The sequence below is a fragment of the Microbacterium sp. JZ70 genome, assembly GCF_053903225.1.
This window is the reverse complement of record NZ_CP096405.1, coordinates 2,335,520-2,358,239: the sequence shown is the minus strand read 5'-3', so window position 1 is coordinate 2,358,239 and position 22,720 is coordinate 2,335,520. Positions and strand designations below refer to the sequence as shown.

Below are 22,720 nucleotides of genomic sequence, written 5' to 3'. Positions count from 1 at the left end.
TTCAGCTCTCCTCGGGCGTGCGGGTCGTGACGAACGCGGTCGCGCCCTGGATGGACTCGACGGTGATCGGGGTCTGCGGGGCCAGCGACCGGTCGCCGCGCACGCGCGCGGACCACGAGTCGCCGTTGACGAGTTTGACGCGGCCGGACATCGCGGTGACCGTCTCGGTCACGACGCCGGACAGCCCCACGAGGGCGTCGACGTTGAACGCCTTCGGGTCGGCGCCGCGGCGCAGGCGCCGCAGAAGCGGCGGGCGCACGAAGACGAGCAGGGCGACGGCCGCGGCGGCCGCGACGATCACCTGGAGCCACAGCGGCGCGCCCAGAAGCCCCGATCCGAGGCCGAACACGCCGCCGAGGCCGAGCATGAGGAACGTAAGCTCGCCCGAGACCATCTCGACCGCGAGGAAGATCGCGATGAGCGCCAGCCATCCGATCCAGGCGAACTGCTCGATCGCTTCCATGGGACCTCCTCGGGGCGGGCTCTGCTCGGAACCTATCACGCACGCGCGACGTCTGATCCGCCCGGGATATCGCGTTGCGATTCCCGCGCGCAGACCGCACTTGGTAGGGTCGGACGGTTCCCGTCCCCACGCTCTCGGAGTCCTCGTGTCGCAGCCTCTCGCACCGCAGTCCCTCGCCGGCAAGACCGTCCTCGTGACGGGGTCGTCACGAGGGATCGGCGCCGACACCGTGCGCTACGCGGCGCAGGCGGGGGCGAACGTCGTCATCAACTTCCGCAACAAGGCCCCCCGCGCCGAGAAGCTCGCCGCCGAGGTGCGCGAGCTCGGCGTCAAGGCGCTCGTCGTCGGCGCGGACCTGACCGACCCGGGCTCGGTCTCGGCGATGATCGAGGCGGTCAAGGAGGAGTTCGGGTCGCTCGACGTGCTCGTGCTCAACGCCTCGGGCGGCATGGAGACGGGCGTCGGCGAGGACTACGCGCTCCGACTCAACCGCGATGCCCAGGTGAACGTCCTCGAGACCGCGCTGCCGATCATCCCCGCGGGCGGACGCGTCGTGTTCGTCACGAGCCACCAGGCGCACTTCATCCGCACGACGCCCACGATGGACGCGTACGAGCCCGTGGCCCTGTCGAAGCGCGCGGGCGAGGACGCGCTGCGCGAGCGCATCCCCGCCCTCACCGAGAAGGGCGTCGACTTCGTCGTGGTCTCGGGCGACATGATCGAGGGCACGATCACCGCGACGCTCCTGGAGCGCGTGAACCCCGGCGCGATCGCGGCGCGGCGCGAGGAGGCGGGTCGCCTCTACAACGTCTCGGAGTTCGCCGCCGAGATCGCGCAGGCGATCGTCGATCCGATCCCCGCGGACAACGAGCGCATCGTCGGCGACATCAGCGGGTTCCGCGGCACGGAGTGACCGACAGCGCGCGGGGGCTCTCGCCCGCCTGGTGGGTCGCCATCGGGTTCGCGAGCGCCGCTCTCGCGGCCGTCAGCGCGCCGTTCGAGGCCGCCGTGCACGGCGTCCCGCCGGGCTGGGCGCTCGCACTCGCCCTCCTGCAGGCCGGCGCGATCGCGGTGGCGCCGGTCGCGCCCTGGCCGGCCATCGTCGCGTTCACTGGCGCGTCCGCGGCACTCGCCCTGTGGGCGCCCCCGGTCGGCGTGCCGTGGCCCTGGTCGGTCACGGGCATCATCGGGTTCGCGCTGCTGTGCGGGCTCGTGGCTCTCCGCCGAGGCTGGCGCACGGGCGTCTGGGCGCTGGTGCTCCCCGGGGCGCTCGTGTCGTCGCACGTGCTCACGGCGCGCGGTGACGCGGTGCCGGCGAACGTGATCGTGGCGCTCTCGATCGGGGCCGGGGCACTGGGCGTCGCCGCCCTGCTCGGCGAGCGACGCGCGCTCGGCGCCGCCCTCGCCCGCGAGCGCGCGATCGCCGAGGACGAGCACGCCGCGCGCGTTCAGGTCGAGGAGCGTCAGCGGATCGCACGCGAGCTGCACGATGTCGTCGCGCACGGCCTGTCACTCATCCAGGTGCAGGCCGCGACCGCGCGCTTCCGGCTCCCCGAGCTCGACGACGCGGCCGCGGCGGAGTTCGAGGAGATCGGTGGTGCCGCACGCCGCTCCCTCGGCGAGATGCGCCGTCTGCTCGGCGTGCTGCGCTCAGGCGACGAGCAGGCGGCTCTCGCGCCCGTCGCGGGCCTCGCCGACATCCCCGCACTCGCGCGCGACGCGGTCGACGCCGGCGCGGCGGTCACGCTGCGCAGCGACGCGCACGCCGACGACCTGCCCGCCTCGCTGCAGCTCGCGGCCTACCGGATCGTGCAAGAGGCGCTGAGCAACGCGCTCCGCCACGCACCGGGGAGCGCGACCACCGTGACGGTGCGGGAGGATGGCGGCATGCTCGTGATCGAGGTCGAGAACTCGCCGCCGGCCGCCGCGGTCGAGGCGCCTCCAGGAGCCGGCCTCGGGCTCCGGGGGATGCGGGAGCGCGCCGCGCTCGTCGGCGGAACGGTCGACGCCCGCCCCACGGCAGAGGGCGGCTTCCGCGTGCACGCGGAGCTCCCGGTCGACGTCGCGGGGGAGAGGGGCGAGGCATGATCACGATCGCGGTCGTCGACGACCAGGCCATGGTGCGCGCAGGATTCGCGGCGATCCTCGCCGCTCAGCCCGACTTCCGCGTCGTCGGCCAGGCCGGGGACGGCGAGGAGGCCGTTCGGCTCGTCAACGAGACGCACCCCGACATCGTCCTCATGGACGTGCGGATGCCCGTGCAGAACGGGATCGAGGCGACGCGCGCGATCCTGCAGCCGCGGCACCCGCGGCCATCGCCGCCGCGCGTCATCATGCTCACGACGTTCGACATCGACGAGTACGTCTATGACGCGCTGAGCGCGGGGGCGAGCGGATTCCTCCTCAAGGACGCTCGGCCGGACGAGCTCGTCCAGGCGGTGCGCGTCGTCGCCGCTGGCGATGCACTGCTCGCGCCGAGCATCACGCGACGGCTCATCGAGGACGTCGTCACCCGGCGACCCGCCCCGCCCACGCGCGCACGGCTCGACCTCGCCGGGCTCACCGAGCGGGAGCGCGAGGTGCTCACGCTCATGGGCCGCGGTCTGTCGAACGGCGAGATCGCGAGCGCGCTCTTCATCGCCGAGCAGACCGTGAAGACGCACGTGCGGAGGGTCCTCCAGAAGCTCGGCGCGCGCGACCGCGTGCACGCGGTCATCTTCGCCTACGACGCGGGGCTTGTCACCCCGGCCTGACGCCCGCGCTCACCCCGAGGGAGGGCAGCGCCGCCGCGCAGATCGACCCCCGGGGTGATCCGCTGGGCGCGGTCGCCTCCGTACGGTTCCCCGACACCGACCGTCGAGGAGACCCGCATGTCCGCGCCTGCCGCCACCGCACCATCCGCCCCACCGCTTCACGGTCCCGATCGGGACCGCAGCATCGATCTCGCCCGCGCGGGCGCCCTCGTCGTCGTCGTGCTCCTGCACGCCACGATGGTCGGCATCGACGTCCAGGGCGGTCGCCCCGTGTTCTCGAACGCGCTCGACATCGACGGGTTCGCTCCCTGGAGCTGGCTCGTGCAGGTGATGCCCCTGTTCTTCGCGGCGGGGGGATTCACCGCTGCCCGCTCGTTCCGACGCTCGCGCGCTCGCGGGGCCTCCCGTGCGGCGTTCGCCGCCACCCGCGTGCGGCGTCTCCTGCGGCCCCTCCCGCTCGTCATGCTCGTCCTGGCGGCGGGCCTCTCGGCGCTGCTCGTCGCGGGGGTCCCGGGCGATCTCGTCGCGGTCGCGGGATTCCGGATGTCGCAGCCGCTGTGGTTCCTCGGGGTGTTCGTCTTCGCGCAGGCGCTCGTGCCCGCGCTGGTCGCCGCGCATGATCGCGCTCCCGTCGTCACGCTCGCCGTGCTCGCCGCGGCCGTGGTCGCCGGCGACGTCCTCCGGATGACGAGCGGCGTCGAGGCTCTCGGCCTGCTCGGTCTCGCCTCCGTGTGGCTCACGGTGCAGCAGCTCGGCTTCTGGATCGAGGATGGCCGCGCTGACGCGATCGCGGCGCGCGTGCGCTGGCGGATGGCCGCGGGCGCCGTCGGCGTCCTCCTCGTCCTCGTCGTGTCGGGCGCCTACGCGGCGGACATGTACGTGAACCTCAATCCGCCGACGGTCGCGCTCGCTCTGTTCGCCTTCGCGCAGGTGACCCTGTTCACGCTCGCGCGCCCGGCTCTGCGCCGATGGGCAGGGCAGCCGCCGATCGCACGAGCGGTGGATGCGATCGGCGGCCGCGCGATGACCGTCTACCTGTGGCACATGCCGGCGCTCGTGGCGCTCGCGGGAGCCGTCGCGGGGAGCGCCCTCGTCACCGGCGCCGACCTTCCGGCGCCCGCATCTCCCGCATGGTGGCTGGACCGCCCGGCGTGGCTCGTGCTCGGCGCAGTCGTCGTGGGCGCGGTGGCCTGGGCCGCGAGCCGCTTCGAGACGCGGCACGCGCGCTCGGGTGCGGAGCCGGTCACCGAGCAGGCAGGGCGCGCGGCCCTCGCGACCCTCACGGGGGCGGCCGCGGTGGCCGCGGTGCTCGCGCTCGGGCTCGGCCCCGCGACGGCCGTGCTCTCCGCGCTCCTCGCCGCGCTCGCCGTGCGGCTGTCGGCGGCCGGCCCGATCCTGCCCCGAGGCCTCACTCCGGCCGGCGCGCGCGGAGGTCGGCGATCTCCTCTTCGAGGGCCTCGACGCGGCGCCGGAGGGCGAGCACCTTCCGCACGCCGGGCAGGGTGACACCCTCCTCCGTCAGCGTCGCCACCTCGCGCAGTCGATCGACCTCGTTCCGCGAGTACCGGCGCTGGCCGCCCTCGGAGCGCTCGGGCGAGACGATGTCCTGGTCGTCGAGGCGACGCAGCGCAGCCTGCGGCATCCCGAGCAGCGACGAGACCTGCCCGATCGTGTAGAACGGCGCGGTCTGGTCGTCCAGGGGCGACGCAGGCTCGCCGTCGCTCGTCTCGGCGTCATCGCTCATGTCCCCATCCCTTCAGGCAGTCCGGAGACCTCGGTGCGGGTCTCATCTGCGCGGAGGTCGAGCCTCCACGGCCCGATCGGCAGGCCGGTGATCTCGACGCGGCCGATCGCGGGCGGCACGGATCGGATGTCGAGGCGGCCTTCGGGAACGTCGGCATCCAGCCCGAGGCAGATCCGGAGGATCTCGAACGGCGTCGCGGCGGCCCACGCCTGCGGGGAGCAGGACGTCGGGTAGGGGACCGGCAGGGGCTTGTCGTCGCGCGCGAAGCCGCAGAAGAGCTCGGGGAGACGCCCGTCGAACGCCTCGAGCGCATCGAGGAGACCGGTCGCGACCTCGACCGCGGCATCCCGGCGCCCGTACCGGGCCATGCCTGCGGCCGCGAGCACGGTGTCATGCGGCCAGACCGACCCGTTGTGGTAGCTCGCGGGGTTGAATCGCCGCGACCGCGACGAGAGGGTCCGGATGCCGAAGCCGGTGAAGAGATCGGGCTGCAGCAGGCGGTCGATCACCCGGTCGGCGACCTCGTCGGGCACGATGCCGGTCCAGAGGCAGTGCCCGACGTTCGAGGAGAGCACGCGCACCGGCTCCTTGCGCGCGTCGAGCGCGAGCGCGTAGAAGCCCTCGTCGGGCAGCCAGAACGCCTCGTGGAAGCGCGCCTGCAGATCAGCGGCCCGCGAGCGCTGCTCGGCCGCGTACGCCGCCTCGCCCAGCGTCTCCGCGATCTCGGCGGCCGCGAGCCGCGCCGCGTAGCAGTAGCCCTGGACCTCGGCGAGCGCGATCGGCGCCTGCGCGTCGGTGCCGTCGCGGTGGGCGATGGCATCCGAGCTGTCCTTCCATCCCTGGTTCGCGAGCCCGCGGTCGGTGCTGCGCTGGTACTCGACGAACCCATCGCCGTCGCGGTCGCCGAAGCGGTCGATCCACGCGATGGCGCGTCGCACATGCGGCCACAGCTCCTCGATGGCCTCGCGGGGAGCTCCCCAGCGCCGCGCCTGGCCGACGAGCATCGCGAAGAGCGGGGTCGAGTCGATCGATCCGTAGTAGACCCGATCGCCGCCGAGGGCGAGCGACAGGTCCGCTCCCAGCCGCACCTCATGGAGGATGCGCCCGGGCTGCTCCTCCGTCATCGCCGACTCGCGCGCGCCCTGCAGCCGAGCGAGGGCGCGCAGGGTCCCGAGTGCGAGACTCGGCGCGAAGGGCATCATCATCGCGCTGGTGAGCAGAGAGTCCCGGCCGAAGAGGGCCATGAACCACGGCGCTCCCGCCGCGACGACCTCGTCCTCGGGATGGGACGGGTCGACGATGCGGAGCGCACCGAGGTCACGCTCGCTTGTCGCGAGTGCGGCCGCCAGCACCGTGTTCGCCACCGAGATCGAGGGTGTCGCGTCGTGCCACCCACGCATGCGCAGCGCCGGCTGCGTGCCCTCCACCGGGTCGCCGAGCGGGAAGGACGCGGCCAGCTCGCTGCCGTCCACGGCCGGTCGAACCTCGATGCTGCCCCGCCACGTGCCGCCCGGCTCGACGACGATGCGGAAGGCGAGCGCTCCCGAGGCGGCCTGCGCTCCGGGCGCCGACACGCGCACGCCCCGCTGGGCCGTCCCCTCGCCCTCCAGGCGGAAGTGGAGTCCGTCCCGGTCGAACCCGCCCGTCACGCCCGCCGGCCGCTCGGCCCGGCGCTCCTTGACCTGGAAGAGGTCGGCGAAGTCCGCGTCGACGTGGAGGACGACGTCGAGACCCGCCGGCTCGCTCCCGTAGTTCGAGATCGCGAGGTCCTCGCGCATGCCGCTGCCGACGAGCCGGCGCCGCTCGACGATGATCGTCGGCTCGATGTTGCCGGGGCGGGCCGGAACGCGGCCGATGAAGCGCGTCTCGAAGGGCTCTGCCGGGATGATCCCGAGCGGCTCGACCGAATGGCCGTCGATGCGCAGCTCCCACTGAGACAGCACGCGGGTGTCCTGCACGAAGAGGCCATCGGCCTGACGAGGGACGATGTCGCCATCGGGGCGGGAGACGCAGAACGACGATCCCTCGACGAGGGTCACGGATGCCTGCGGCTGCTGCACGGTGCCGAGTCCTCGGGGCCGGGTGCGATCGTCGTCGATGGGCGGCCGGGAGGTCCGCGGCTCCACGTCGTCTGCGGTCTCGACGGGGGTCGACACGATGTCGGTCACGGTGCTCCTCTCTGACGGGCGCTCTGAAAACCTTCACTTGCAATCGTAGGTTTCCTCTCAATAACCTGACAAGCGACGGCTCAACGTCGAGCTCTTCACCCCACCTTGCGATAGCGCCGATGGAGGAGGAGGTACGCGCATGTCGCTGATCGTCGAACGAGAGGGCACACCGGAGGACGAGGTGGCCACGCGCCCGCTGCGGATCGGGATGATCGCGCCGCCGTGTTTCGAGCTCCCGCCCCGCGGCTACGGGGGAACCGAGGCCGTCGTCGCGGCCCTCGTGGACCAGCTCGTCGCCCGCGGACACGAGGTGACCCTCGTCGCCTCGGGGGAGCGCCGCACACGCGCGCAGCGCCACGTGCGGGTGTACGACGGGCCGCCCTCGCACCTGCTGGGGTCGAGCGTCATGCCCGAGGTCGTGCTCGCGGCCGAGGCGGCGCGCTCGCTCGACGAGCGCGAGCTCGACATCGTCCACGACAACTCCGCGGCGGGGCCCCTGCTCGCCCGCTCGCGCACCATCCCTACGCTCGTGACGATGCATGGGCCGGTGACGGGTGACAACGGCGACTACTACCGCCGGCTCGGGTCGAGCGTCGACCTCGTCGCGATCTCCGACGCCCAGCGCCGTCAGGCTCCTGATCTGAACTGGGTCGGGACGGTGCACAACGCGATCGACGTGCCGAGCTTTCCGTTCCGCCCGCACAAGGAGGATCACGTGCTCTGGATCGGGCGCTTCAGCCCCGACAAGGGGGCGCATCTCGCCATCGAGGCCGCGCGGCGTGCGGGGCGTCGCATCGTGCTCGCCGGCAAGCTCAACGAGACCGCCGAGCGCGAGTACTTCGCCGACGCCGTGCGCCCCCTGCTGGGCCGAGACGCCGAGTACGTGGGCGAGGCGGACGCGAGCGTGAAGCGCGAGCTGTTCGCGAGCGCCGCCTGCCTCGTCTTCCCGATCCAGTGGGAGGAGCCGTTCGGCATGGTGATGGCCGAAGCGCTCGCGTGCGGCACGCCCGTCGTCGCGACGCCGCGCGGCAGCGTGCCCGAGATCGTCCGGCACGGCGAGACCGGGTTCGTCGTCGACGGCCTCGACGCCCTCGCGCAGGCGATCCAGCGCGCGGGCGATCTCGATCCCGCGGCCTGCCGCCGCGATGCGGAGACGCGGTTCGATCTGCCGGTGATGGCCGAGGGGTACGAGCGGGTCTACCGCGTCCTCGCCGAGGGGAGCGAGACCATCCGCTCTCTCACGGCCGCCGCTGCCTGAGCCGAGCCCGTCCGGGACGGCCGCGCATCGCTCGCGCGGCCGTCCCGGACGGACACGAGTCATCCTCCAGGGGGATGGGAACGCACCCACGGGGTGACGACGCGCCACACGCCCCTCCGTAGCGTCGTAAGCGACCCGGAGGGATCCCCATGACCGCGTTCTTCGACCTCGTCGCCACGGTGCTGCTCGACACCGCGACCTCGCCCTGGATCTACCTCGTCGCGTTCGCCGTGTGCGCGGTCGACGGGCTGTTCCCGCCCGTCCCGAGCGAGACGGTGATCGCGTCGGCTGCGGCGATCGGCGCAGCGACGGGGGAGCCGGTGCCCTGGCTCATCGCGCTCCTCGCGGCGTGCGGCGCCTTCGTCGGCGACGGGCTCACCTACCTCCTGGGGCGCGCGATCGGGACGGAGCGCTTCGGATGGATGCGGATCGGGCGCGTGCGGCGGACGATCGAGTGGGCGCAGGCGGGCCTCGATCGGCGCGGCGCCTCGCTCATCCTCATCGCGCGCTACATCCCCGTGGGGCGCGTCGCCGTGAACCTGACCGCCGGCGCGACGCGCTATCCGCCCCGCCGCTTCGTGCCGCTCGCGCTCGTCGCGGCGGCCGCCTGGGCGGCGTACTCCGTCGGCATCGGCCTCATCGCCGGCACCTGGCTCCGCGAGCAGCCGCTCCTGGGCGCCGCGATCGGCGCAGGCATCGCGATCGTGCTCGGGATCGCGATCGATCGCGTGATCGCCCTGCGTCAGCGCTCGCTCAGCCCAGAAGCAGAGCGCACGCGAACAGAGCCGGCAGGCATCCCAGCGTCGTGAGGAACACGGTGTCGCGGGCGACCACCTCGCCGACCTCGTAGCGCTGCGCGTAGTTGAAGACGTTCTGCGCGCTGGGGAGCGCGGCGAGCACGACCACCGCGAGCAGCGCGTGGTCGTCGAGCTGGAAGGCGAATCGGCCGATGGCCCATGCCACGAGCGGCATGAGCGCGAGCTTGCAGACCGTCGCGAGGGCGATGTCGCGGCGCGTGCCGACCTGCGTGAGCACGCGCTGGCCGTAGAGCGACATGCCGAAGCTGATGAGGAGCACGGGCACGGCTCCGCCCGCGAGGAGCCGCAGCGGGTCCATGACGATGGGCGGGAGCTCGACGTCGAGGAGCGCCACGAGAACCCCGAGGGCCGCGCCGATGATCATGGGGTTGCGCAGCGTCCGCCGCGCGATCGCCCCGAAAGACGCTTCGCCCGACGACGAGCCGTCGAGGATGGCGAGCACGATCGGCGTGAACACGAGGAGCTGCAGGAGCAGGATGGGCGCGGCGTACGCGGCGTCGCCGAGCACGTAGGTGGCGATCGGGATGCCGATGTTGTTGCCGTTCACGTACCCGGCTCCCAGCGCGCCGACCGCCGTGACGCCCCAGCCGCGACGCCAGCCGAGCCGGGCGACGAGGCCGTAGAGGATGAAGATCGCCGCGGCCGCGAGCGCGGAGACGGGCAGCAGAGCCGAGAACAGCACGCCGAGATCGGCCTCTGCCAGCACGGTGAAGAGCAGGAACGGGTTCAGCACGAAGAAGCAGAGTCGGCTGAGCACGAATCGGCCCTGCGGCCCGAGGAGGTCGACGCGCCCGACGACGTAGCCGGTGAGGATCGCCACGCCGACGACCGCGAAGCCGGTGAGGACGTCGATCATGCGGGGGTCTCTCTCACCCCTCCAACCTACGCCCCGCGGCGATGCGCCCCGTGCGCTGGATAGGCTCGCGGGGTGAGCGGAATCGAGCGCGTGACGGTGTTCCTGGGGTCGGCGACGGGTGTGCGGCCGGACTACGCCGAGGCCGCGACCGCGTTCGGCCGTGCGCTCGCGGCGCGCGGCACGGGGCTCGTCTACGGCGGCGGGCGGGTCGGGCTCATGGGCACGGTCGCCGACGCCGCATCCGAGGCGGGCGGAGAGGCGATCGGGGTCATGCCCCAGGACCTTGTGGACGCCGAGATCTCGCACCCGGGGCTGACCGCTCTCGAGATCGTGCCCGACATGCACGCGCGCAAGCTGCGCATGGCCGAGCTCGGCGACGCCTTCGTGGCGCTGCCCGGGGGAGCGGGCACGCTCGAGGAGCTCTTCGAAGCGTGGACCTGGCTGCAGCTCGGGATCCACCGCAAGCCGGTCGCCCTCCTCGATGTCGCCGGCTTCTGGCGCCCGCTGCTCGATGCTCTCGACCACATAACGGCGGAGGGCTTCGTCCGCTCCGCGTTCCGCGACACCCTGATCGTGGCGGACGACGCGGGCACGCTGCTCGATGCCCTCGAGACCTGGGAGCCGCCGGCACCGAAGTGGGGGTCGCCCGCGCCGCGCCCCTGACCCGGCGACGTCGGCAGGGCATGGCAGGATCGCCTACGTGACGAGCCCACCCGCCCCCGCAGACCGGCTTCGGGACCTCGCCCTCCTCCGCCGGGTGCGCGACCGGATGGACCGCGAGTTCGCCCAGCCGCTCGACGTCGAGGCACTCGCGCGCGGCGTGGGCATGTCCGCTGGCCACCTCAGCCGGCAGTTCAAGCTCGCGTACGGGGAGTCTCCGTACTCCTACCTCATGACGCGGCGGATCGAGAGGGCGATGTCGCTCCTGCGACGCGGCGATCTGACCGTCACGGAGATCTGCTTCGAGGTCGGCTTCGGATCGCTCGGCACGTTCAGCACGCGCTTCGCCGAGCTCGTGGGAATGCCGCCGAGCGAGTACCGGCGGCGGTCCGAGGGCGATCTCGCGGGCGTTCCCACCCTCATCACCAAGCACGTGACGCGACCGATCAGGAATCGAGAAGCGCGACCATCCGACCCGCGGATAGCGTGAGCGACATGACCATCACGATCCACTCCAGCTTCCTGCCGCAGACCGACCCTGAAGCCGCTCTGGGCTTCTACCGCGACGCCCTCGGCTTCGAGGTGCGCAACGACGTGGGCTACGAGGGGCTGCGCTGGCTCACCGTGGGCCCGGCTGACCAGCCCGACACGAACATCGTGCTCTACCCGCCCGCCGTCGAGAGCGGGATCACCGATGACGAGCGCCGCACCATCCTCGAGATGATCGCGAAGGGCACGTATGCGAGCCTCCTGCTCGCGACGCCCGACGTCGACGCCGAGTTCGCGCGGCTCGAGGCCCTGGGCGTCGACGTCGTGCAGGAGCCCATGGACCAGCCGTACGGCGTTCGCGACGCGGCGTTCCGCGACCCGGCGGGCAATATGATCCGCCTGCAGCAGCGCCCCTGACCGCCCCGAGCCCCTTCTGCCGACCTGGAGAGACGATGACCGCAGCCTCCGACAGCCCCTCCGCTCACGTCGCCGACACGCACGACGTCATCCGCGTGCAGGGCGCGCGGGAGAACAACCTCAAGAACGTCAGCATCGAGATCTCGAAACGGCGGCTGACGGTGTTCACGGGCGTCTCTGGGTCGGGCAAGAGCTCGCTCGTGTTCGACACGATCGCCGCCGAGTCGCGCCGCCTCATCGACGAGACCTACAGCGCGTTCGTGCAGGGGTTCATGCCGTCGGTGCCGCGCCCCGACGTCGACGTCCTCGAGGGGCTCACGACGGCCATCCTCGTGGACCAGGAGCGGCTCGGAGCGAATCCGCGTTCGACTGTGGGCACCGTCACCGACGCGAACGCGATGCTGCGCATCCTCTTCAGCCGGCTGGGAGAGCCGCACATCGGCGGCCCGACCGCGTTCTCGTTCAACATCCCCACGCAGAAGGCGAGCGGCGTGATGACGTCGGCGACGGGGGAGAAGACCATCGTCAAGGACGTCGTGTACCTCGGCGGCATGTGCCCGCGGTGCGAGGGGAGGGGAGCGGTGTCCGACATCGACCTCTCGCAGGTCGTGGACGAGTCGAAGTCGCTCGATGAGGGCGCGATCATGGTGCCCGGCTACACGCCGGACGGATGGATGGTGAAGGGCTTCTCGCAGTCGGGGTTCTACCCGTCGGACAAGCCGATCGCCCAGTTCACCGAGAAGCAGCGGCACACGTTCCTCTACGGCGAGGTGACCAAGGTCAAGATCGCCGGCATCAACATGACGTACGAGGGGCTCATCCCCAAGATCACGAAGTCGATGCTCTCGAAGGACATCGACGCGCTGCAGCCGCACATCCGCGCCTTCGTGCAGCGCGTGGCGACCTTCGCGACGTGCCCGGAGTGCGACGGCACCCGTCTGACCGAGGCAGCGCGCGGTTCGAAGATCGACGGCGTGAGCATCGCCGACGCATGCCGCATGCAGGTGACGGACCTCGCCGAGTGGGTGCGCGGACTGGACAAGCCCGGCGCGGTCCCGCTCCTCGCGGCGCTCGGCGCGAACCTCGACGCGTTCGTGACCCTCGGCCTGGGCTATCTGAGCCTCGACCGGCCATCCGGCACGCTGTCGGGCGGCGAGGCGCAGCGCATCAAGATGCTGCGTCACCTCGGCTCCGCGCTGACCGATGTCACGTACGTGTTCGACGAGCCGACGATCGGCCTGCACCCGCACGACATCCAGCGCATGAACACGCTCCTGCTGCAGCTGCGCGACAAGGGGAACACGGTGCTCGTCGTGGAGCACAAGCCAGAGGCCATCGCGATCGCCGACCGCGTCGTCGATCTCGGGCCCGGCGCGGGCAGTGCCGGCGGAACGATCTGCTACGAGGGGACGGTCGACGGGCTGAAGGCCAGCGGAAGCCTGACCGGGAAGCACCTCGACGACCGCGCGCAGATCAAGCCGAGCGTTCGGGAGCCGAAGGGCGCCATCGAGGTGCGCGGTGCGAGCGAGAACAACCTGCAGGATGTCGACGTGGACGTCCCACTCGGCGTCCTCACGGTCGTCACGGGCGTCGCGGGGTCGGGCAAGAGCTCGCTGATCCACGGGTCGGTCGCGCGACGCGAGGGCGTCGTCTCGATCGACCAGGGTGCGATCCGCGGATCGCGGCGCAGCAATCCCGCCACCTACACAGGCCTCCTCGATCCCATCCGCAAGGCCTTCGCGAAGGCGAACGGCGTCAAGCCAGCGCTCTTCAGCGCGAACTCCGAGGGCGCGTGCCCGACATGCAAGGGCGCCGGCGTCATCGTCACCGAACTGGGGTTCATGGAGACCGTCGAGACGCCGTGCGAGGACTGCGGTGGCAAGCGGTTCCAGGCGGGCGTGCTCGAATACAAGCTCGGCGGGCGCGACATCACCGAGGTGCTCGACCTTCCCGTCGCGGAGGCACGCGCGTTCTTCTCCGAGGGCGAGGCGCGGATCCCCGCGGCCGCGGCCATCCTGGGCAGGCTCGAGGATGTCGGCCTCGGCTACCTGACGCTCGGCCAGCCGCTCTCGACGCTGTCGGGCGGCGAGCGTCAGCGGATCAAGCTCGCGAACGAGATGGGGGAGAAGGCCGAGGTCTACGTGCTCGACGAGCCGACGACGGGTCTCCACCTCGCCGACGTCGAGAACCTCCTCGGGCTGCTGGATCGGCTCGTCGACGCCGGCAAGACCGTGATCGTGATCGAGCACCACCAGGCGGTGATGGCTCATGCGGACTGGATCATCGATCTCGGGCCCGGGGCCGGCCACGACGGCGGGCGCATCGTCTTCGAGGGCACGCCGGCCGACCTCGTCGCCGCGAGGTCGACGCTCACCGGCGAGCATCTGGCGCAGTACGTCGGCGCGCCGGCTGTCACGGAAGCAGGCTGACGCGGTGAGTGGCTCCGCACCGCCGCGCGACCGCGCGACGCGCAAGGCCGATGCGCTCCGCCAGCTGACCGCACCTGCGGCGGACGGATGGGTGGCGACGGCGTCGCCGGACGGGCGACCCCATCTCGTGCCGCTGTCGATCGCGTGGGCGGACGATCGCATCATCGTCGCGCTCGAGGGCTCGTCTCTCACGGCGCGGAATATCGCGTCCTCGGGCGTCGCGCGGCTCGGTGTCGGCCAGACGAGAGATGTCGTCCTGATCGACGCGTCGCTCGACGCGACGCACGGCGTCGACGACGTCGAGAGCATCGGGCACGCGTATGCCGCGCAGGCGGACTGGGACCCACGCGGCCTCGCAGGCTACGTGTTCCTCGTGCTGCGCCCGACGCGCATCCAGTCCTGGCGCGAAGTGGACGAGTTCCCCGGACGGATGCTCATGTCGGATGGCGAGTGGCTGATCTGAGGGCGACGCCGCGCGATCGGGAACATCCGATAATGCACATTATGTCAGTTCGCGTTGAGGGATGGTCCGCGGCGAGATGCGCGCGGCTCCCCTCACTCGGCGGTGACCAGCCCCGCGCGATGCGCGATCACCGCGGCTTCGACACGATTGCGCGCGCCGAGCTTGCCGAGGATCGCGCTGACGTGGCCTTTGACTGTTCCCTCGACGAGATGCAGCTGCGCGCCGATCTCCGCATTCGACGCGCCCCCGCCGAGCAGCGCCAGCACCGCCTTCTCCCGCTCGGTCAATCCCGCAAGCGCCTCCCGCGCGGCCGCGTCGCGCATCCGCTCTCCTCCGCGGTAGGGCGCGATGACCCTTCGGGCGATCGTCGGCGACAGGTACGCTCCCCCGTCGGCGACGGCACGGACCCCCGCGATGAGCTCTCGCGGATCAGCGGCCTTGACGAGGAAGCCCAGCGCGCCCTCGCCCAGCGCGCGCTCGACGTACTCGTCCTCGCCGAAGGTCGTGAGGATCACGACCCTCGTGCTCGGTGCCGCCCGCGCGATCTCCGCGGCCGCGGTGAGCCCGTCCACGCCCGGCATGCGGATGTCGAGGATCGCGACGTCCGGACGATGCTGCCGCACGCCGTCGATCGCGCTCCGGCCATCCCCTGCCTCGAACACGACCTCGATTCCAGCGTCGGACTCGAGGATCGCCCGCGCCCCTGCCCGGATCATGGGCTCGTCGTCCGCAAGGAGGACGCGGATCACGACGCACCCAGGAGGGTCTTCTCGACGAGCACGCCGTCATCGAAGCAGAGGCGATACACCGCGTCGGTGAAGTGGAGCCACCCGTCGCGTGCCGCGAAGTACTCGCACCGAGCTCCGCTCGGTGGCGCGTCTTCCTCCACGACGATCGGCGGCGGCGCGGGGATGCCCGCGGGCAAGCGAGGTGCGAGCTCCGAACGGGAGACGCCCAGTTCGATCTGCTCGTAGACGCTCGACGGGATCGCCGTCTGAGTCACGGTGACCGCCTGCACGACGAGGATGCCGACGATGGCGAGCCCGAGGACGGACGCAGGAACCACAGCCGACTGCAGGATCCGTCGGCGGGTCTCCTGCGAGTTCGAGATCAGTGCCGCATCCCACACGCGGTCGTTCGTGTCCGTCCGCGGCTCAGGACGGAGGGGCGCCCGGAGCCGCAGCTCGAAGCCGTCTGCGACCGCTCCCGCCTCGACCGACGCGCCGAGCAGGGCCGCACGCCGCTGGAGACTGGGGATCCCGTGCCCACTCCCCTGCGTCCCCTGCCGGGATGGCGCGCCCGACCGCACCTTCAGGTCGAGGTGCTCAGCGCCATCCGCAACGAGCTCCACCTGGACGGCCGCTCCGGGTGCGTGGCGCGAGGCATTCGTGAGACCCTCACGCAGCGTGCGCGCCGTGAGTTCGATCATCAGGGGGTGCAGGCGGTCGAGCACGGCCGAGTCGAGGCGCGCCTCGACGGGAACGCCGGCCTGCTGCGCCCCATTCACGAGCGCCGCGATGTCGTCCTTGCCGAGCGGCTCGAGCCGACCACTGGAAGCGGGTCGCGTCATGCGGACGACGTCGTGAAGCCGGCTGCTCGCACGCACCGCCGCTTCCCGGAGCTCAGCGAATCGCTCCCGCTGCGCCTCGTCCAGTCCCCGGCCTAGCTCGAGCGCACCCGCCTGGACCGCGATGAGAGCGAGCTCATGGCCGATGGTGTCGTGCAGGTCATCCGCGATGCGAGCCCTCTCCTCGGCCTGCGCGCGCTCGGCCAGCACCCGCGCGTCGGACTCGCGCTGCTCGGCGCGCAGCCGCCGATATCGCCCGATCCACCAGGGACCGACCACGGTCAGGATGGTGATGAGCGACGCTGCCATCCAATCGCCGGCAGACCCTCCGGGCAGGATGATCGAGAGCGGCAAGAGCGCGACGAGCGTCACCGCGATGGTGAGGATGGCTGCCGCGAGCGATCGCATGCGACGACCGGCGAGGTACGCGCACACCGCGGCAGGCAGAAGGAGAAGCACGACGGCGGAATCGCCCCAGCGCGCCACCGGCAATGACGTCGCGACCGCCACGCCGAGGAGAGCGACCCCGAGTGCAGTCGGCCACGACTGTCGCACGTGATCCGTGATGCGCCGCATGCATTCATCGTAGGGAGCGGGTGTCGCGCGCAGACCTGACGAAAGTAAGGACTCCTCCTGCCGTTCGACCGATTCGCTCGCGAAAGCCGATCCATAGCGTCGCCTGCATGGACTTCATCGACCTCCTCACCACGCTGGTGACCGACCTCGCCGCATCGCCGTGGGTGTACCTCGTGGTGTTCGGCGTGTGCTTCATCGACGGCTTCTTCCCGCCCGTGCCCAGTGAGACGGTCGTCGTCGGCGCAGCGACGATCTCGGTCGCTTCCGGCGAGCCGCATCTGCTGCTTCTCATCGCGACTGCCGCACTCGGCGCGATCGCCGGCGACAACGTCGCGTATCAGCTGGGGCGAGCGATCGGCACGACACGCTTCCGATGGATGCGCACCCCTCGCGTCGCGGCCGCGATCGGATGGGCTCGCCGCGGCCTGCGGGATCGGGCGGCACTCCTCATCTTCGCGGCCCGCTACATCCCGGTCGGGCGCATCGCGGTGAACATGACCGCCGGAGCCACCGGCTATCCGGCGCGGCGCTTCGTGCCGCTCTCCGTCGCGGCCGGAACCGCGTGGGCCGCGTACTCAGCGCTCTTCGGCATCGTCGCGGGCCGATGGCTGCACGACCAGCCGCTCGTCGCCATCCTTCTGGCTGTGTGCGTCGCGACGGCGGTCGGTGCTGTCATCGATGCGATTCTCCGGCGCTTCCTCGCTCGCGACGCCGAGTCGCTGGACGAGAATCGTGCACAGCTGGAGGATCCGGTCGTCCAGGACTGATCCTGTGCGGGTCGCTCGCTCACCGGCGCACGTCGCTCCAGAGCCAGCGCAGGGCGTCGGGAAGAAGGACGCCGGCAACGCACCCCCGCCGCGATAGCCTCTCGCCATGGGCGTGCAAGCGATCGACATCCAGGTGGACGACGTCCCGGCGGCGACGAGACTGCTGTCCGAGGCATACGGATGGACCGTGCTCACGGACGGCCCGCACTTCGGCGAGCTCGACGCAGGAGGGCTCCGGGTCATGCTGTCCCGCGACGCGATGGTGCCCTGGGGCACGACGGATGGCGTCATCCTGCATCACTACGTCGAGGACGTGGCCGCAGTTACCTCGCGCGCTGTCGCCGCCGGAGCCGAGCTGCTGCGCGGCCCTCTGCTCACGGACTGGGGCACCGAGGCGGCGTACCTCCGCGGCCCCGGCGGCCTGATCGTCGATGTCTGCAGGGGCGCCTGACACGATGAGCCGTGTGCCTGCGCGGACCGGCGCATGAACGGACATCCTGCCCCGTCCCACGCGCCCGGCGGCTACGCGTGCCCGTTCTGTCGTCTCCAGCGGGGCATCGAGGACGAGCACAATCGGTCCTCCGACATCGTCGCGGTGACCGAGCGGGCCTATGCGCGCATTGCGCCCAAGTGGTGGCCGGGCAACGCGGGCTCTGCGCTCGTGATGCCGCGTGCACACGTCGAGAGCATCTACGCGCTCGCGCCAGAGGATGGCCGCGCCGTGTGGGATCTCACCCAGCAGGTGGCGACCGCGATCCGATTCGCCTACGGCGCCGAGGGCACCTCGATCCGGCAGCACAACGAACCCGCCGGCGACCAGGACGTGTGGCATCTGCATGTTCACGTCTTCCCCCGCTATGCCGGCGACGAGCTGTACCTCCGCCACCGAGATTCATCTTGGGTCGGCGACGACGCACGCGCTGCCTATGCGGCCACCCTGCGCGGGGCCCTGTCGCTCCCCGTGCGATTCGACGAGCGGCCGGGTCGGTGATCATGACGAGCGGATGGCCGCACATCGACAAGTGCGAATGGCTCTTGCCCACTCCTCGGCGCCATGGAACCCTTCAAGCATGCTGATCTACTCGATGGGCGTGTCGGTCGATGGGTTCATCGCCGACCGCTTCGGATCGTTCGACTGGTCGGTGCCGAGCGATGACCTGTTCCGATTCCACCTCGATCGGGTCAGCGAACTCGGCGCCACACTCCTCGGACGTCGCCTGTACGAGACGATGCGGGTCTGGGAGACCGATCCGTCGTTCCGCGACTCTCCTGATGCGAACGCCTTCGCCGACGTCTGGACCGCCCTTCCGAAGGTCGTGTTCAGCCACACGCTCGAGGGCGTCGAAGGGAACGCCCGACTCGCTGAGGGCACCTTGGCCGAGGAGGTCGCGGCGGTCACCGAATCCACACCCAAGGACGTGGAGATCGGCGGGGCGGATCTCGCCGCTCATGCCTTCGAACTCGACCTGATCGACGAGATCAGGATCTTCCGGTACCCCATCATCGTCGGCGGTGGTCCGCCGTTCCTTCCCCCGCTCGCCCAACCGCTCCCCCTCGACCTCATCGAGACGCGCACGTTCGACTCCCGCGTGATCTACGAGCGCTATCGCCGGACACGCTGACGCTCCCCTCCCCCAGCGCTTGCGCTCGGTCACACCAAGGCAGAGTCGTTATTGTTCTGTGACCTTTTCTGTGGCCGTCGGGATCGTAGGGGTCTTCGAATGTCCGTGGTGGGCGGGACACTGGTGTCATGAGCGATGGGGCTGTGTGGGGTGAAGGGGATGGTCCGTGCCCGACGGCTTCGGAGCGTGCGGCGGTGGAGTCGGCGATCGAGGCGATCCGGGCGGCGGACAGGGTGATCGCGCATGCGCAGGCGGCGCGTCAGATGGCGTTGGCGTCGGCGTCGCAGGTGGCGTGGGCGCAGCATGAGCGGCAGGTCGCGGCCGGGGGCTCGTCGCGGGCGTGGGCGCATCGGGCGATCGCGGAGGAGATCGCCGCGGCCACGCACACCCCGGGCCGGTCGGTGGAGCGGCAGATGAACGACGCGACGAACCTGGTGTCCCGGTTCCCGGTCGTGCGGGACCGGCTCGCGGCGGGGACGGTGTCGCTCCCGCACGCGCGCACGATCGTGCTGTGCGGGGACCGGCTCGATGACCCTGCCCTGCGGGCGACGTATGAGGTGCGGGTGCTGGAGCGGCTGGACCGGGTGCCGATGACCGCGGCGGCGTTGGCGGAGGTGGCGCGGAAGATCGCGCAGGAACTGGACCCGGTCTCGATCAGCGACCGCCACAAGGCCGCCAGGCGGAGGCGGCGGGTGGGGTTCCGTCCCGGGGAGGACGCGATGGGCGCGTTCGATGCGGAGGTCGCGAACGTGCTCGGGCTCGGGATGATGGACCGCATCGACCAGATGGCCAAGACCGTCATCACCGCCCGCGCCGCCGCCCGCCGCGCCGGCGACCCGGCCGCGCTCGCGGATGACCGCACCTTGGATGAGATCCGGGCGGACATCTTCACCGACCTCACCCTCACCGGCACCCCCACCGGCCACGACCACCTCTACGGCGCCACCTTCCCCCAGACGCCCGAGGGCGACCGTGCGGGCGAGGCGGACGCGAAGACCGGCGACGTCGGACTCGGCGCCACCGCGGACGGCACGGGCGGCGCGGCCGATGCGAAGGGCGGGGATGTCGGACTCGGCGCGCTGAGCGACACGGACACGGACACAGCCGACGGGGTGAACGAGAGCACGGCCGCGGGTTCAGCATTCGGCCCCGCCGCAGGGCCCGCACGGAAGCCGGCCATGAAGCCCGTCGGGCTCGGGGCGATTCGCGGGAGCGTGCACATCACCATCCCCGCCACGGCGCTCGCCGACCCCACGAACCGGACCGAGGGCGCCACCCTCGCCGGGGCAGGACCCATCCCGATCATCGACGCCAAGCAGATCGCCGCCGACGCCACCATCTGGAACCGCGCCTTCACCGACGCGCACACCGGGGTCCTCCTCACCGTCGACCAGAGATTCCCCACCACCGCGCAGCGGCGGTTCCTGAAGGCGCGAGATGAGCGGTGCCGGTTCCCCGGGTGCCGGCAGGCCATCCGGAAGCACTACGTCGACGTCGACCACACCCATCCCCACTCCCGGGGCGGCCCCACGAACGTGGCGAACCTCGAGTACTTGTGTGAAACGCATCACATGCTCGAGCAGATGACCGAATGGACCGTCACCCAGACAGAAGGCGGCGTGCTCGAATGGACCTCCCCCAACGGGCACGTCTACACCGACACCCCACCACCCGTCGCCCGCTTCACCCCACCCGACGACGAACCACCACCCTTCTGACCGCGGGCCGAGACGCCGACTTCAGGGGCAGGTTCGTGTGTGCCGGGACGGGTCAGATGCGACCGCGGACGGGAGTCCGCTCGACGGGGTCGCCTCCCTCGGGCATGACCATCTCAGCGCGCACGCCGAGAAGGCGCACCTCGCGCTCGTGGTCCAGCGTCTCACCGAGCGCAACCGCCGCGGCGACGACGACGTCGCGATCCAGCGTCGGCTCTGCCAGCTTCCGGCCGAACGTCTTCGTGATGAATGGCGCGTAGCGCACCTTCAGGTTCACACGGGTCACGGCGCGCCCTTCGGCCTCGCAGTCGGCGAACGCCTCGGCCGCGAGCTCGCGCAACGCCGACTCCACCTCGTCCGGCGTCGTCAGGTTGTGCTGATACGTCGTCTCCCGGCTGTGGCTGCGCGCGATCCAGGGCGTGTCATCGACCACCGCTGGACCGAGCCCCGACCCGAGCTCGTGATACCAGACGCCCATCTTCGGGCCGAACTCCGTCACGAGTTCCTGACGATCCGCATCGGCGAGCTGACGCACCGTCTCGATGCCGTGATCGGCGAGGCGCTTCTGCACCTTCGGTCCGACGCCCCAGAGGTCCCGGGTGGGCTTCTCCCCCATCACCTCGAACCAGTTCTCGGCCGTGAGGCGGAACATCCCGCGCGGTTTCCCGAACTCCGTTGCGATCTTCGCGCGCACCTTGTTGTCGCCGATACCTACCGAGCAGTGCAGCGATGTCGCCTCGAGCACCGCAGCCTGCGCCTCTCGAGCGACCCTCTCGGGGTCATCGCTCGTGACCCCGAGGAAGCACTCGTCCCATCCGATCACCTCGAGCACCACTCCCGGAAGGCCGCGAAGGGTGCTCATCACCTCCTCCGACGCCGCTTCATAGGCAGCGTGGTCGACGGGGAGGAAGACGGCGTCCTCGGGCGCCTTTCGCGCCGCGATCTTGAGCGGCATCCCCGACCCGATCCCGAACTTCCTTGCCTCGTACGAGGCCGTCGAGACGACGGCCCGCTCAGTCGGGTCGCCCCGCCCGCCGACGATGACCGGCTTTCCGGCGAGCTCCGGACGTCGCAGCACCTCGACCGCGGCGATGAACTGGTCCATGTCGACGTGCAGCACCCAGGGAACCGGAGTCATGGAACGAGTGTGTCGCGCCGCGACGAGGATGTCACCCCGTTGCGTCCCGCGACGCGCGGCGCATCCGCGCCTCGACGATCCCAGGAACGGCATCATCGGCCTGTTCCTGGCCATCGAACTCGAACCCGTTCTTGCGGTAGAACGCGATGGCTCGCGGGTTCTCCTTCGCCACCCACAGAACACACGCATCGTGGCCGACCGCGGCGTCGAAGAGCGCCTGCCCGATCCCTGCTCCGTGCCATCGAGAGCGCACGTAGAGCGTGTACAGCTGGCGTGAAGAGGAGTCGGTCCCGCTCTCGCTGCCCGGGCCGGCGGAGACGAAGCCGACGAGCTCATCCCCCAACGCGGCGGTGAGCACCGTCCATTCGGGTCGCGGGTTCGCGAGGATGCGCTCCCACATCGTCTGACGCATCTCCAGGTGCGCGTCACCGAAGAAGTCGCTTGGAAGCAGATGCCCGTACGTCTCGCGCCACGTGAGCACATGCAGTCGCGCGAGCGCGGGAGCGTCGGCAGGCAGCGGACGCCGGATCAGCATCTCCATGGCGTCATCATGGCAGTCACCGCTGAAGCATGTGCCGTCGTCGTCCCACGACGTACCACGCGATGGCTCCGAACACGGGCACGATGACGACGAGCGCACCCCACAGAAGATCCCCGTAGCCAGGGGCTCGTCGCCGCATCCGCGCGATCGACACCAGAGCGAGGATGGCCAGAACCACGGCGGCCGCGACGCATGAGGACCACGCGATGTCGGTCCAGGCCGGGATCAGCGGGTTCAGTTGTGGATCCACCTGGCCGAGCGTAGCAATGGGCGCAG

The 22,720-nt window shown here is 71.2% G+C and carries 25 protein-coding genes; 16 read left to right on the top strand and 9 right to left on the bottom strand.

The genetic code is table 11. The features are described from left to right. Position 1: 1 nt before the first annotated feature. Entirely contained in the window at positions 2 to 463 is a 462-nt protein-coding gene (locus tag M1D46_RS10830) for an NfeD family protein (protein ID WP_271171862.1), read from the bottom strand. A gap of 145 nt (positions 464 to 608) precedes the next feature. On the opposite strand from M1D46_RS10830, the gene M1D46_RS10825 reads away from it, so the two are divergent. From M1D46_RS10825 to M1D46_RS10810, 4 genes are all read left to right on the top strand, one after another. Next, positions 609 to 1,376, top strand: coding sequence for an SDR family oxidoreductase (locus tag M1D46_RS10825; RefSeq protein ID WP_456285529.1), 768 nt, complete (start codon positions 609 to 611; stop codon positions 1,374 to 1,376). After that, entirely contained in the window at positions 1,373 to 2,551 is a 1,179-nt protein-coding gene (locus tag M1D46_RS10820) for a sensor histidine kinase (RefSeq protein ID WP_456285528.1), read from the top strand. The genes M1D46_RS10825 and M1D46_RS10820 overlap by 4 nt, the downstream gene beginning before the upstream one ends. Next, positions 2,548 to 3,216, top strand: coding sequence for a response regulator (locus tag M1D46_RS10815; RefSeq protein ID WP_271171859.1), 669 nt, complete (start codon positions 2,548 to 2,550; stop codon positions 3,214 to 3,216). Before M1D46_RS10820 ends, M1D46_RS10815 begins: the two co-directional genes overlap by 4 nt. A gap of 117 nt (positions 3,217 to 3,333) precedes the next feature. After that, on the top strand, positions 3,334 to 4,722 hold the full coding sequence (locus tag M1D46_RS10810; protein WP_456285527.1) for an acyltransferase family protein: 1,389 nt from the start codon (positions 3,334 to 3,336) through the stop codon (positions 4,720 to 4,722). Here the strand turns inward: M1D46_RS10810 and M1D46_RS10805 are convergent. Further along, positions 4,625 to 4,960, bottom strand: coding sequence for a MerR family transcriptional regulator (locus M1D46_RS10805; protein WP_271171857.1), 336 nt, complete (start codon positions 4,958 to 4,960; stop codon positions 4,625 to 4,627). The genes M1D46_RS10810 and M1D46_RS10805 overlap by 98 nt on opposite strands. Further along, entirely contained in the window at positions 4,957 to 7,128 is a 2,172-nt protein-coding gene (locus M1D46_RS10800) for an amylo-alpha-1,6-glucosidase (RefSeq protein WP_456285526.1), read from the bottom strand. Before M1D46_RS10800 ends, M1D46_RS10805 begins: the two co-directional genes overlap by 4 nt. A gap of 139 nt (positions 7,129 to 7,267) precedes the next feature. On the opposite strand from M1D46_RS10800, the gene M1D46_RS10795 reads away from it, so the two are divergent. Both M1D46_RS10795 and M1D46_RS10790 read left to right on the top strand, forming a co-directional pair. Then, positions 7,268 to 8,386: a glycosyltransferase family 4 protein gene (locus M1D46_RS10795; RefSeq protein ID WP_456285525.1), complete on the top strand. Its 1,119-nt coding sequence runs from the start codon at positions 7,268 to 7,270 to the stop codon at positions 8,384 to 8,386. A gap of 149 nt (positions 8,387 to 8,535) precedes the next feature. Next, positions 8,536 to 9,195, top strand: coding sequence for a DedA family protein (locus M1D46_RS10790; RefSeq protein ID WP_456285524.1), 660 nt, complete (start codon positions 8,536 to 8,538; stop codon positions 9,193 to 9,195). Here the strand turns inward: M1D46_RS10790 and M1D46_RS10785 are convergent. After that, a complete protein-coding gene (locus M1D46_RS10785; protein WP_282977739.1) occupies positions 9,140 to 10,060 on the bottom strand; it encodes an AEC family transporter in 921 nt (306 codons plus the stop codon). The two genes, M1D46_RS10790 and M1D46_RS10785, sit on opposite strands and share 56 nt — an antisense overlap. A 72-nt stretch (positions 10,061 to 10,132) precedes the next feature. Here M1D46_RS10785 and M1D46_RS10780 point away from each other — a divergent pair, with 72 nt between their 5' ends. From M1D46_RS10780 to M1D46_RS10760, 5 genes are read left to right on the top strand one after another with little or no spacing between them, the layout of a single operon-like run. Continuing rightward, positions 10,133 to 10,723, top strand: a complete 591-nt coding sequence (locus M1D46_RS10780) for an LOG family protein (RefSeq protein WP_456285523.1) — start codon at positions 10,133 to 10,135, stop codon at positions 10,721 to 10,723. Between the two features lie 37 nt (positions 10,724 to 10,760). After that, a complete protein-coding gene (locus M1D46_RS10775; protein ID WP_282977737.1) occupies positions 10,761 to 11,210 on the top strand; it encodes a helix-turn-helix transcriptional regulator in 450 nt (149 codons plus the stop codon). A 5-nt stretch (positions 11,211 to 11,215) separates the two neighbouring features. Further along, positions 11,216 to 11,626: a VOC family protein gene (locus M1D46_RS10770; protein ID WP_416383266.1), complete on the top strand. Its 411-nt coding sequence runs from the start codon at positions 11,216 to 11,218 to the stop codon at positions 11,624 to 11,626. 35 nt (positions 11,627 to 11,661) lie between these two features. Beyond that, the gene (locus M1D46_RS10765; protein WP_456285522.1) at positions 11,662 to 14,055 is read left to right on the top strand and encodes an ATP-binding cassette domain-containing protein; all 2,394 of its coding nucleotides are present in this window, start codon (positions 11,662 to 11,664) and stop codon (positions 14,053 to 14,055) included. A 4-nt stretch (positions 14,056 to 14,059) separates the two neighbouring features. Continuing rightward, positions 14,060 to 14,518 carry a pyridoxamine 5'-phosphate oxidase family protein gene (locus M1D46_RS10760; protein ID WP_282977734.1) on the top strand — a complete coding sequence of 153 codons (459 nt, stop codon included), beginning with the start codon at positions 14,060 to 14,062 and terminating at the stop codon, positions 14,516 to 14,518. A gap of 92 nt (positions 14,519 to 14,610) precedes the next feature. Here the strand turns inward: M1D46_RS10760 and M1D46_RS10755 are convergent, their stop codons facing one another. Both M1D46_RS10755 and M1D46_RS10750 read right to left on the bottom strand, forming a co-directional pair. Then, positions 14,611 to 15,267 (bottom strand): response regulator, encoded by a 657-nt coding sequence (locus M1D46_RS10755; RefSeq protein WP_456285521.1) that lies wholly within the window; start codon positions 15,265 to 15,267, stop codon positions 14,611 to 14,613. Further along, positions 15,264 to 16,661, bottom strand: coding sequence for a histidine kinase (locus M1D46_RS10750; RefSeq protein ID WP_456285520.1), 1,398 nt, complete (start codon positions 16,659 to 16,661; stop codon positions 15,264 to 15,266). Before M1D46_RS10750 ends, M1D46_RS10755 begins: the two co-directional genes overlap by 4 nt. A 107-nt stretch (positions 16,662 to 16,768) precedes the next feature. Between M1D46_RS10750 and M1D46_RS10745 the strand changes: the two genes are divergently transcribed. From M1D46_RS10745 to M1D46_RS10725, 5 genes are all read left to right on the top strand, one after another. Continuing rightward, entirely contained in the window at positions 16,769 to 17,428 is a 660-nt protein-coding gene (locus M1D46_RS10745) for a DedA family protein (RefSeq protein ID WP_456285519.1), read from the top strand. A gap of 106 nt (positions 17,429 to 17,534) precedes the next feature. Next, on the top strand, positions 17,535 to 17,879 hold the full coding sequence (locus tag M1D46_RS10740) for a VOC family protein (RefSeq protein ID WP_456285518.1): 345 nt from the start codon (positions 17,535 to 17,537) through the stop codon (positions 17,877 to 17,879). Between the two features lie 33 nt (positions 17,880 to 17,912). Then, complete coding sequence (locus M1D46_RS10735; protein WP_456285517.1) at positions 17,913 to 18,419, top strand: HIT family protein; 507 nt, start codon at positions 17,913 to 17,915, stop codon at positions 18,417 to 18,419. Positions 18,420 to 18,432: 13 nt separating this feature from the next. Next, positions 18,433 to 19,050: a dihydrofolate reductase family protein gene (locus tag M1D46_RS10730; protein ID WP_456285178.1), complete on the top strand. Its 618-nt coding sequence runs from the start codon at positions 18,433 to 18,435 to the stop codon at positions 19,048 to 19,050. Positions 19,051 to 19,178: 128 nt separating this feature from the next. Continuing rightward, a complete protein-coding gene (locus M1D46_RS10725; protein WP_456285516.1) occupies positions 19,179 to 20,768 on the top strand; it encodes a DUF222 domain-containing protein in 1,590 nt (529 codons plus the stop codon). Positions 20,769 to 20,820: 52 nt separating this feature from the next. Here M1D46_RS10725 and M1D46_RS10720 read toward each other — a convergent pair whose 3' ends face one another. The 3 genes from M1D46_RS10720 to M1D46_RS10710 are packed head-to-tail and all read right to left on the bottom strand — an operon-like array spanning position 20,821 to position 22,694. After that, positions 20,821 to 21,903 carry a DNA polymerase IV gene (locus tag M1D46_RS10720; RefSeq protein WP_456285515.1) on the bottom strand — a complete coding sequence of 361 codons (1,083 nt, stop codon included), beginning with the start codon at positions 21,901 to 21,903 and terminating at the stop codon, positions 20,821 to 20,823. Positions 21,904 to 21,934: 31 nt separating this feature from the next. Next, positions 21,935 to 22,444, bottom strand: a complete 510-nt coding sequence (locus M1D46_RS10715) for a GNAT family N-acetyltransferase (protein ID WP_421075523.1) — start codon at positions 22,442 to 22,444, stop codon at positions 21,935 to 21,937. A gap of 16 nt (positions 22,445 to 22,460) precedes the next feature. After that, complete coding sequence (locus M1D46_RS10710; protein ID WP_456285514.1) at positions 22,461 to 22,694, bottom strand: PLDc N-terminal domain-containing protein; 234 nt, start codon at positions 22,692 to 22,694, stop codon at positions 22,461 to 22,463. Positions 22,695 to 22,720 lie beyond the last annotated feature (26 nt).

Bases quoted from the DNA above. Each gene is read 5' to 3' on its own strand.
- M1D46_RS10830 (WP_271171862.1), bottom strand. From the start codon at position 463: ATGGAAGCGATCGAGCAGTTCGCCTGGATCGGATGGCTGGCGCTCATC.
- M1D46_RS10815 (WP_271171859.1), top strand. From the start codon at position 2,548: ATGATCACGATCGCGGTCGTCGACGACCAGGCCATGGTGCGCGCAGGA.
- M1D46_RS10810 (WP_456285527.1), top strand. From the start codon at position 3,334: ATGTCCGCGCCTGCCGCCACCGCACCATCCGCCCCACCGCTTCACGGT.
- M1D46_RS10805 (WP_271171857.1), bottom strand. From the start codon at position 4,960: ATGAGCGATGACGCCGAGACGAGCGACGGCGAGCCTGCGTCGCCCCTG.
- M1D46_RS10795 (WP_456285525.1), top strand. From the start codon at position 7,268: ATGTCGCTGATCGTCGAACGAGAGGGCACACCGGAGGACGAGGTGGCC.
- M1D46_RS10790 (WP_456285524.1), top strand. From the start codon at position 8,536: ATGACCGCGTTCTTCGACCTCGTCGCCACGGTGCTGCTCGACACCGCG.
- M1D46_RS10785 (WP_282977739.1), bottom strand. From the start codon at position 10,060: ATGATCGACGTCCTCACCGGCTTCGCGGTCGTCGGCGTGGCGATCCTC.
- M1D46_RS10770 (WP_416383266.1), top strand. From the start codon at position 11,216: ATGACCATCACGATCCACTCCAGCTTCCTGCCGCAGACCGACCCTGAA.
- M1D46_RS10765 (WP_456285522.1), top strand. From the start codon at position 11,662: ATGACCGCAGCCTCCGACAGCCCCTCCGCTCACGTCGCCGACACGCAC.
- M1D46_RS10750 (WP_456285520.1), bottom strand. From the start codon at position 16,661: ATGCGGCGCATCACGGATCACGTGCGACAGTCGTGGCCGACTGCACTC.
- M1D46_RS10745 (WP_456285519.1), top strand. From the start codon at position 16,769: ATGGACTTCATCGACCTCCTCACCACGCTGGTGACCGACCTCGCCGCA.
- M1D46_RS10740 (WP_456285518.1), top strand. From the start codon at position 17,535: ATGGGCGTGCAAGCGATCGACATCCAGGTGGACGACGTCCCGGCGGCG.
- M1D46_RS10735 (WP_456285517.1), top strand. From the start codon at position 17,913: ATGAACGGACATCCTGCCCCGTCCCACGCGCCCGGCGGCTACGCGTGC.
- M1D46_RS10730 (WP_456285178.1), top strand. From the start codon at position 18,433: ATGGCCGCACATCGACAAGTGCGAATGGCTCTTGCCCACTCCTCGGCG.
- M1D46_RS10725 (WP_456285516.1), top strand. From the start codon at position 19,179: ATGAGCGATGGGGCTGTGTGGGGTGAAGGGGATGGTCCGTGCCCGACG.
- M1D46_RS10720 (WP_456285515.1), bottom strand. From the start codon at position 21,903: ATGACTCCGGTTCCCTGGGTGCTGCACGTCGACATGGACCAGTTCATC.
- M1D46_RS10715 (WP_421075523.1), bottom strand. From the start codon at position 22,444: ATGGAGATGCTGATCCGGCGTCCGCTGCCTGCCGACGCTCCCGCGCTC.